Origin of the sequence: Microbacterium sp., assembly GCF_035687345.1 — a bacterium.
In the GTDB taxonomy this organism is placed as follows: Bacteria; Actinomycetota; Actinomycetes; order Actinomycetales; family Microbacteriaceae; genus Microbacterium.
On sequence record NZ_DASRXZ010000128.1, the window covers coordinates 20,524 to 29,913 of the forward strand.

Below are 9,390 nucleotides of genomic sequence, written 5' to 3' on the forward strand. Positions count from 1 at the left end.
GCGCGCCCGGCCGGCCGGCGACACTCCGTCGGGCGCATGGGTTGCATCCCCCGCGGCCAGCACTTATGATCGCTTATCGAAGCGCTTCCGCGAAGCGCTTCGATACCACGAACGGCCGCTGCTCGCGCAGCACGATCCGATGACGACGGAGTCCCGATGGCGAAGATCGACGAAGTAGCCAAGGCCGCCGGCGTCTCGATCAGCACCGTCTCGTACGCGCTCAGCGGCAAGCGGCCCGTGGCCCCTGACACGCGCCGCCGCATCGAGAAGGCGGTGCGCGAACTGGGATACCGGCCGAATGCCGGCGCGCGCATGCTCGCCGGCTCGCGCACGCAGATCTTCGCGCTCACCGAGCCGCTGCGCAAGGACACTCACGCGCCGACGCACATGTCATTCGTCCTCGCCACGGCCGTCGCCGCCCGCCGGCACGACTACGACATCCTTCTGCTGACCGACGAAGAGGCGTCGGCGGGGATGGGCCGGGTCGCCGCGAGCGGTCTCGTCGACGCGATCCTCGTGCTCGATGTGGCTCCCGAAGACGAGCGGGTCGCGCTCTCGCGCGCGATCGCGACGCCGACGGTCTTCATCGGCGTGCCGAACGACCACGAGGGACTCGTGTGCGTCGACCTCGACTTCGAGGCTGCCGCCGCACTCGCCGTCGATCGTCTCGCCGACGCCGGCCACGTGCGAATCGGCCTCATCGGCCAGCCCGATGTGGCGTACGAGAAGTCGAACTTCCCGCCGCGCCTGCGCACGGCCGCCGAACGACGCGCGGGCGAGCGCGGCATCCGACTCTCGTGGCGCACATCGGGCCATACGCACTCCAGCCGTGGGCGAACGCGCAAGGCGACCGGTGAGCTCCTCGACGAGGGTGCGACGGCGCTGCTCATCCACGCGGCCGACGACGCGCACACAGCGGCGTTCGCCGAGATCGAAGCGCGCGGGCTGCGCATCCCCGAGGACGTGTCGATCATCTCGGTGGCGGCGTCCTTCGACACCGCAACGCTGTCGGTCCCCGTCGACACGATCCCGCTCATCCCCGACGCGTCGTGCGGCCTCGCCGTCGAGCTGGCGGTCCGCAGCGTGAGCGGTGACCACCTGGAGCCCGGCCTCCACCTGATCCCCCCGACCTACGTCGATCGCCGCTCGATCGCCGCGCCGAGTGCGCGGACCGAGACGCCGATCTCGTAGTCCCCTCCTGCACAACTGAACACAGCCGTCTCCGAACTCGAAGCGCTTCGATTCGTCCGGTGTCGGTCGAAGCGCTTCGATCCGGAATCCCCCTCCCGCAAGGGACACCAGAAAGGAGTGCCGAGGATGGCACGCATGACACGGAAGACCACGAAGCGCGCGCTCGCGGTCGTGGGCTCGCTGGCGGTGGCCACGGTGGCCCTGACCGCCTGCGCGGGCGGAAGCGGCAGCGACAGCGGCGACGGAGAGACGCTCAAGCTGTGGCACTACGAGGGCGCCGACAGCGCGATGGGCAAGGCGTGGGCCGAGGCCATCGAGGTCTTCGAGAAGGAGACCGGCGCGAAGGTCGAGTTCGAAGAGAAGTCCTTCGAGCAGATCCAGAAGACGGCCAGCCAGGTGCTCGACACCGACGCGGCGCCGGACCTCATGGAGTTCAACAAGGGCAACGCCACCGCCGGGTTCCTGGCCAGCACGGGCCTCATCAGCGACATCACGGATGCGGTCGAGGAATACGGCTGGGCCGACAAGCTCGCCCCGTCGCTGCAGACGACCGCGAAGTACACCGAAGACGGCGTCATGGGCGGCGACACCTGGTACGGCATCCCCAACTACGGCGAGTTCGTCGGCGTCTACTACAACCTCGACGCCTTCGAAGAGGCGGGCCTGGAGCTCCCGACCACGTACGACGAGTTCGTGGGCGTCCTCGACGCGTTCGTCGCGAAGGGCATCACGCCGCTGGCCGAGGCCGGCGCGGAGTACCCGCTCGGCCAGCTCTGGTACCAGCTCGCGCTGACGAAGGGCGACCGCTCGTTCGTCGACGCCTACCAGCTCTACGAGGGGCCGGTCGACTGGCAGGGCCCGGAGATCACATACGCCACCGACACGCTCAAGGAGTACGTCGACAACGGCTACATCGCCAAGGACGTCTCCTCGATCAAGGCCGAGGACGCGGGTGTGTCCTTCATCAACGGCACCGCGCCGATCTTCGTGTCGGGGTCGTGGTGGTTCGGCCGGTTCGTGAACGAGGCGACCGGCTTCGACTGGACCTTCCAGGCCTTCCCGGGCGAGACGAAGCTGTCGCTCGGATCGTCGGGCAACCTCTGGGTCGTGCCCGAGAACGCGGCGAACAAGGATCTCGCCTACAAGTTCATCGACATCACGATGCGTCCCGAGATCCAGGCGATCATCGGCAACAACGGTGGCGTGCCGGTGGCGGCCGATCCCGCCGACATCACCGACGAGAAGAGCGCGGAGCTCATCGAGACGTTCAACGGGATCCTCGCCGATGACGGCCTGTCGTTCTACCCCGACTGGCCCGCGCCGGGCTTCTACGACGTCATCGTCCAGGAGCTGCAGGGCCTCGTGACCGGCTCGCAGGACGCGGCGACGACGAACGCGAACCTCGGCAAGCAGTACGAAGAGGGAACAGCGGACTTCCGCTGATCTCCTGATCAGAAGCGGGCGGGGTGCGCACCCGCTGGGGTGACGCCCCCGCCCGCCTTCGAGGAGCTGAACATGTCCGTTGACACCCGGCCGGCGCGCACGCAGCGCGCCACGCTGCCTCCCGAGCAGCCGTCGATCCCCCAGCGCAAGGGCGGCACGGGCGCCTACTGGCTCTACCTGATGCCCGGCTTCGCGCTGCTGCTGGTGATCGTCATCGTCCCGCTGGTGTGGAACGTGTATCTCACCTTCACGAAGTGGCGAGGCGTGCGCTCTCCGGAGTTCATCGGCCTGGAGAACTGGCAGAAGCTGTTCACCGACGAGGACTTCTGGACGTCGTTCGGCAACTCCGTCTGGATGATCCTCGCGATGGTGGTCATCCCCACGCTCGTCGGCCTGGTCGTCGCAGCTCTCTTGTTCGACGTCGTCGGCCGCAAGTTCGGCGGCAGGGTCGGCAGCTTCCTGCGCGCCACCTACTACCTCCCCCAGATCCTCCCGATCGCCGTGGCAGGCATCGTGATCGGCTGGATCGTGCGCCCCGGTCAGGACGGCGCGCTCAATCAGATCCTCGGATGGCTCGGCATCCCGCCCTACGACTGGCTCGGACAGATGCCGTCTGCACTCATCGTGCTCATGGTGGTCATGGTGTGGGTGCAGATCGGATACCCCGTCGTCGTGTTCATGGCCGCGCTCCAGCGAGTCGACCCCGAACTGTACGAAGCGGCCGAGCTCGACGGCGCGAACTGGTTCCAGCGGTTCTCCGCGATCACCATGAGCATCATCCGCCCGGAGATCTTCGTCGTGACCCTCACCTGCACGATCGCGGCACTGAAGGTCTTCGGCCCCGTCTATGTGATCACGCGCGGCGGCCCCGCCGGGGCCACCCTCGTTCCGGCGTATTACGCCTACCAGGAGTTCTTCACGAAGCGAAACGTCGGCTACGGCGCGACGATCGCGACGGTGCTCACGATCGTCGTCGTCATCGTCTCGATCGTGTTCATCCGCGTGCAGAACTCGATCGAGCGCAAGGAAAGGGCGGGTCTGTGATGGCTGCCGGAACCGTTCTCGCGCCCACCGCGAAGACCCGTGCGAGCCGAGGCCGCGGCGGAATGACGAAGAAGCGCGGCGTCGACTGGCTGCTGCTCGCGCTCGTCGTCGTCGGGGCCGTCCTGGTCATCGCGCCGTTCTACCTCGTACTCGTGAACTCGTTCAAGTCGCCCGTCGACTACGCGACATCCGGGCCCCTCGCCCTTCCGCAGGAGCTCGACTTCACGGGCATCGTCAAGTTCTGGGAGCGCGTGAACTTCCCGCAGAAGGTCTGGAACTCGATCTTCATCTCGGGCGTCGTCGCGGTGCTCGCCGTGGTCATCTCGATGCTCAACGCGTTCGCGATCGGGATCGGGCGCGTGCGCGGACGCACGTGGATCGTGCTGCTCTTCCTGCTGGCGAACCTCCTGCCGCAGGAGGCGCTCCTGTACCCGCTCTACTACATGTTCAAGTCGATCGGCCTGTACGACAACGTGTGGTCGGTGATCGTCGTGTTCACCGTCATCCAGGCGGCGTTCGGAACGTATCTGCTCTCGTCGGTGTACGGCACCTTCCCGAAGGAGGTGCTCGAAGCCGCATCGCTGGACGGTGCGAACCGGTGGCAGATCCTGTGGCGGGTCGTCTTCCCGATAAGCCGCCCGACCCTCTCGGTCCTGCTCATCTTCTTCTTCATCTGGACGTGGAACGAGTTCCTCATCCCGCTGACGTTCCTCGCCTCCAACGCCAACCAGACCGTGCCGGTCGCGATCAGCGTCCTGCAGGGCGACCGCCTCATGGACGTGACGACCACGAGCGCGTCGGCGCTTCTGGGCATCATCCCCACGCTCATCTTCTTCCTCATCTTCCAGCGCACCCTCACGCGCGGCATCACCGCAGGAGCAGTCAAGTAAATGAAGTTCACAGATGGTTTCTGGCAGCTGCGTCCGGGCGTCACCGCCCTGTATGCGCAGGAGGCCTACGACATCGAGGAGACGGATGCCGCGCCCGACGGCCCGGGGCTGGTCGTCACGGCGCCCACGACCGTCATCGCGAAACGCGGAGATGTGCTCAACCGCCCGGTCCTGACGGTCACGCTCTCGTCCCCCCTCGAGGGTGTCGTGCGGGTGCGCATCGCGCACCACACGGGCGGAAGCCGGCACAGCGGCTTCGCGCTGCCCGGGGCGCGCACCGGCGTCGGCGTGACGGAGATCACGGATGCCGCGGGCACACTCACGACGGGCGCGCTGACCGCGCGCATCGCGAAGGGCGCGCCGTGGGACCTGTCGTTCGAGGCGAACGGGAAGCGCCTCACCGGCAGCGCGGGGCGCGCGGCCGGCTACATGAAGCTCTCGCCGGGCGCCGCGGTCGATCCCGGCATCGCGGGCAACGCGCGCATGGAGACCGGCATCCCGCATGCCGACCGCTTCGTCCGCGAGCAGCTCGACCTCGGAGTCGGCGAGCTCGTGTACGGTCTCGGCGAGCGCTTCGGCCCGGTCGTCAAGAACGGCCAGAGCGTCGAGATCTGGAACGCCGACGGCGGCACATCGAGCGAGCAGGCGTACAAGAACGTCCCGTTCTACGTGACCTCGCGCGGCTACGGCGTGCTCGTGAACGACCCGGGGCACGTGTCGTTCGAGGTGGGCTCGGAGGCCGTCGAGCGCGTGCAGTTCTCGGTGTCCGGCGAGATCCTCGAGTACTTCGTCATCGCGGGCCCGACTCCCGCCGACGTGCTGGGCCGCTACACGCAGCTCACCGGGCGTCCGCCCGTGGTACCGGCCTGGTCGTACGGCACGTGGTTGAGCACGTCCTTCACGACGTCCTACGACGAGGCGACCGTGAACTCGTTCATCGACGGGATGACCGAGCGCGACCTGCCGCTGTCCGTGTTCCATTTCGACTGCTTCTGGATGCGCGAGTTCAACTGGTGCGACTTCGAGTGGGACCGGCGCGTGTTCCCCGACCCGGAGGGCCAGCTCGCGCGCCTGCACGAGCGCGGGCTGCGGGTGTCGGTATGGATCAACCCGTACATCGCGCAGCGCTCGCCGCTGTTCGCGGAAGGAGTCGAGGGCGGGTACCTCGTGCGCCGCGCGGACGGCTCGGTGTGGCAGTGGGACCTGTGGCAGGCGGGCATGGGACTCGTCGACTTCACGAACCCCGCGGCGGTCGAGTGGTATCAGTCGAAGCTGCGCGCACTCGTGGAGCAGGGCGTCGACACGTTCAAGACGGATTTCGGCGAGCGCATCCCGACGGACGTCGTGTGGCACGACGGCTCCGACCCCGAGCGCATGCACAACCTGTACACGCAGCTGTACAACAAGGCCGTGCACGACGTGCTCGTCCATGCGCGCGGTGAGGGCGAGGCGGTTCTGTTCGCGCGCTCTGCGACGGCCGGCGGCCAGTCCATGCCCGTGCATTGGGGCGGTGACTCGACCTCGACGTACGCATCGATGGCGGAGACCCTGCGCGGCGGGCTATCGCTCGCATGGAGCGGGTTCGCGCATTGGAGCCACGACATCGGCGGGTTCGAGGGTACGCCGGATGCGGACGTGTTCAAGCGCTGGACGGCATTCGGCATGCTGTCCTCGCACAGTCGCTTCCACGGCTCCGACTCGTACCGCGTGCCGTGGGCGTTCGACGAGGAGGCGGTCGAGGTGACGCGCCTGTTCTCGAAGCTCAAGATGCGCCTCATGCCGTACCTGTATGCGCAGGGACTCGTCGCGGCCGAGACGGGGGTGCCGGTCATGCGCCCTATGGCGCTGGAGTTCCCCGCGGACCCGGCGACCGGGCACCTCGACCGCCAGTACATGCTCGGTCCCGATCTGCTCGTCGCTCCGGTGTTCTCGGCTTCGGGAGAGGTGTCCTTCTACCTGCCCGCCGGCACGTGGACGCATCTGCTCACCGGCGAGAAGGTCACCGGCGGCGGATGGCGCACGGAGACCCACGGGTTCGACTCGCTTCCGCTGTACGTCCGGCCGGGGGCCGTCCTGCCGTGGGGCGCGCGCGACGACCGTCCTGACTACGACTATCTCGATGGGCTCGCGCTGCGGGTGTTCCCCGGCGGCTCCGGCACGGCGTCGGTGCGCGTCACGACACCTGACGGACGCTCCCAGGTGTTCGAGGTGGACCGCGCGGAGGTGACAGAGTGAGCAGCGTGACTTCCGAACACTCCGGCATCGTGCAGGGCTCGCCCGACTTCCGTGACGCGGGCCTCGTCTTCCCCTCCGACTTCACGTTCGGGTCGGCCACGGCGTCCTACCAGGTCGAGGGCGCCGCGGCGGAAGACGGCCGCCTGCCTTCCATCTGGGACACCTTCAGCCACACGCCCGGGCGCGTGTGGAACGGCGACACCGGCGACGTCGCGTGCGACCACTATCACCGCTGGGAGTCCGATCTCGACCTCATGCAGTCGCTCGGGCTGCACGCGTACCGGTTCTCGATCGCTTGGCCCCGCATCGTCCCGACCGGGCGGCTGTCCGACGGCGTCAACCAGGCCGGGATCGACTTCTACTCGCGGCTCGTCGACGGGCTGCTCGAGCGCGGCATCCGTCCCGTCGCGACCCTCTATCACTGGGACCTGCCGCAGACGCTCGAGGACGCCGGCGGGTGGCCGGTGCGTACGACTGTCGATGCTTTCGCGGATTACGCGGGAGTCGTGGGTGCGGCGCTGGGCGACCGCATCCACACGTGGACGACGCTCAACGAGCCATGGTGCTCGGCCTACCTCGGGTACGGACAGGGCGGGCACGCGCCGGGCCGGCACGAGCCGGCGGCGGCGCTGGCCGCGGTGCACCATCTGAACCTCGCCCACGGCAAGGCGCTGCAGGCGCTGCGGGCCACCTCGACCGGCTCGCCGGAGTACTCCGTGACGCTGAACTTCCACGTCCTGCGCGGCGAGGGCGACGGGGCAGCCGAGGCGATGCGCCGCATCGATGCGCTCGCGAACCGCGCGTTCACCTCGCCGATGCTGCGCGGCGTCTACGACGAGGACCTCCTCGCCGACACGTCGTCGGTCACCGACTGGTCCTTCGTGCATGACGGCGACCTCGCCACGATCAACCAGCCGATCGACGTGCTGGGCGTCAATTACTACTCGACCGCCACGGTGCGCCTGTGGGACGGCGTCTCCCCCAAGCAGATGAACGACGGCCACAAGGCCGCGGCGGGCGGGACCGCATGGCCGGGCAGCGACCGCGTCGTCGAGTTCGTGCAGCAGCCCGGACCGTACACCGATATGGGATGGAACATCGCGCCCGAGGGGCTGCTCGACCTCCTCCGCTCGCTCAGCGCGCAGTTCCCGCACCAGCCGCTCATGATCACCGAGAACGGTGCCGCGTTCGCCGACGAGGTCGCGCCGGACGGCTCGGTGCGCGACCCGCTGCGCGTGGACTACCTGCGCCGGCATCTGACCGCCGCGCATCGCGCGATCGAGGAGGGCGTCGATCTGCGGGGGTACTTCGTGTGGTCGCTGCTCGACAACTTCGAGTGGGGCTACGGCTACGCGAAGCGGTTCGGCATCGTGCGGGTCGACTTCGACACGCTCGAGCGGATGCCGAAGGCCTCGGCGCATTGGTTCCGGCGGCTCGCCCAGACCGGCGTCCTTCCCGCGTAGGGGCGCTTCTCCTCGCGGGCTCCCCCGCTCAGGTGACCGCCCCTGTTCCCGCCTTACCAGGGCGTCACGCGCAGGTCGATCTCGCCGGACGGCCAGTCGCCTCCTCGGACCGGGAAGATCAGCAGCGGGCTGTCGGACGAGACCACCGCTGGGGCAAGCGCGGGCCGGGTGATTCGGGCCCGTGACCTACGATCGGGGCATGCGCGTGTTTCTGGCCGGCGCCAGTGGCGTGATCGGCACCCGGCTCATTCCCCTCCTGCGGCAGAACGGGCACACCGTCGCAGGCCTGACCCGCACACCGGCCAAGGCGGCAATGCTGAACGAATTGGGCGCCCAGCCCGTTGTGTGCGATGTCTTCGACGCCGCGGCGCTCACACGTGCGGTCGTCGACGCTGCTCCGGACATCGTGATCCACGAGCTCACCGACCTGCCGGACGATCCGGCGAAGATCGCGGACTTCCGGGAACGCCACGCCCGGATCCGGATCGAGGGCACGCACAACCTCGTGGCGGCCGCGCGCGAAGCAGCGGTTGCGCGACTGCTCGCACAGAGCGTCGCGTGGCCGATGGCACCGGGGCCGGGCCAGGCCGCCGTCGACGAACTGGAGAGATCGGTCCTCGCGTACGGCGGACTCGTGCTCCGCTACGGCCAGTTCTACGGCCCGGGCACTTTCCATGTTGATGAGCCGCCCGCAGGACCGCGAGTGGAGATCCAACGTGCCGCGGAGGCGACGGTCGCGGCTCTGCATGAACCGACCGGCGTGCTGGTGATCACGGATGAGGGGGCGGTGCGGGCGGACGCCGCGGTCGTACCGGCTGCGAAGGAGAATTGATCATGTGCGGAGCCATGACGTACGCCCCCTGACGGCCTGTCGTCATCCTTCCAGGTAGCGCGCTGTACGGCGCCCCCTCACCGGCACTCGTGAACGGGCACTGCCTTGGTCGGGCGACCGTGGGCCTCTTGTCTGCGTGGAGGGCGGAGTCCTACTCTTCCGCTGAAACACCGCGCCTCGGAAGCGGAGGCAGAGAATGAATGTCATCAGTCAGGTGATCGCTGGGCTGACTGCGCTCGCGCTGATCGGCATCGGAGTGCTCGAGATCTTCTTCCACAGCGACCGCCGGTTC

The 9,390-nt window shown here is 68.3% G+C and carries 7 protein-coding genes; all 7 read left to right on the forward strand.

From position 1 onward, the window contains the following. Positions 1-156: 156 nt before the first annotated feature. A complete protein-coding gene (locus tag VFF97_RS15030) occupies positions 157-1,191 on the forward strand; it encodes a LacI family DNA-binding transcriptional regulator (protein WP_325034307.1) in 1,035 nt (344 codons plus the stop codon). Between the two features lie 126 nt (positions 1,192-1,317). Then, positions 1,318-2,634, forward strand: a complete 1,317-nt coding sequence (locus tag VFF97_RS15035; protein ID WP_414684267.1) for an ABC transporter substrate-binding protein — start codon at positions 1,318-1,320, stop codon at positions 2,632-2,634. Positions 2,635-2,706: 72 nt separating this feature from the next. Next, positions 2,707-3,678, forward strand: coding sequence for a sugar ABC transporter permease (locus VFF97_RS15040; RefSeq protein ID WP_325034309.1), 972 nt, complete (start codon positions 2,707-2,709; stop codon positions 3,676-3,678). A gap of 62 nt (positions 3,679-3,740) precedes the next feature. Further along, positions 3,741-4,568 carry a carbohydrate ABC transporter permease gene (locus VFF97_RS15045; RefSeq protein ID WP_325034310.1) on the forward strand — a complete coding sequence of 276 codons (828 nt, stop codon included), beginning with the start codon at positions 3,741-3,743 and terminating at the stop codon, positions 4,566-4,568. Further along, positions 4,569-6,803, forward strand: coding sequence for an alpha-xylosidase (gene yicI / locus VFF97_RS15050; protein WP_325034311.1), 2,235 nt, complete (start codon positions 4,569-4,571; stop codon positions 6,801-6,803). After that, positions 6,800-8,266, forward strand: coding sequence for a GH1 family beta-glucosidase (locus VFF97_RS15055; protein WP_414684151.1), 1,467 nt, complete (start codon positions 6,800-6,802; stop codon positions 8,264-8,266). Before yicI ends, VFF97_RS15055 begins: the two co-directional genes overlap by 4 nt. A gap of 199 nt (positions 8,267-8,465) precedes the next feature. Next, a complete protein-coding gene (locus VFF97_RS15060; RefSeq protein ID WP_325034313.1) occupies positions 8,466-9,098 on the forward strand; it encodes an NAD-dependent epimerase/dehydratase family protein in 633 nt (210 codons plus the stop codon). Positions 9,099-9,390 lie beyond the last annotated feature (292 nt).

What these genes read in the sequence shown, in the direction of transcription:
- VFF97_RS15030 (WP_325034307.1), top strand. Translation starts at nt 157, where the DNA reads ATGGCGAAGATCGACGAAGTAGCCAAGGCCGCCGGCGTCTCGATCAGC.
- VFF97_RS15035 (WP_414684267.1), top strand. Translation starts at nt 1,318, where the DNA reads ATGGCACGCATGACACGGAAGACCACGAAGCGCGCGCTCGCGGTCGTG.
- VFF97_RS15040 (WP_325034309.1), top strand. Translation starts at nt 2,707, where the DNA reads ATGTCCGTTGACACCCGGCCGGCGCGCACGCAGCGCGCCACGCTGCCT.
- VFF97_RS15045 (WP_325034310.1), top strand. Translation starts at nt 3,741, where the DNA reads ATGACGAAGAAGCGCGGCGTCGACTGGCTGCTGCTCGCGCTCGTCGTC.
- yicI (WP_325034311.1), top strand. Translation starts at nt 4,569, where the DNA reads ATGAAGTTCACAGATGGTTTCTGGCAGCTGCGTCCGGGCGTCACCGCC.
- VFF97_RS15060 (WP_325034313.1), top strand. Translation starts at nt 8,466, where the DNA reads ATGCGCGTGTTTCTGGCCGGCGCCAGTGGCGTGATCGGCACCCGGCTC.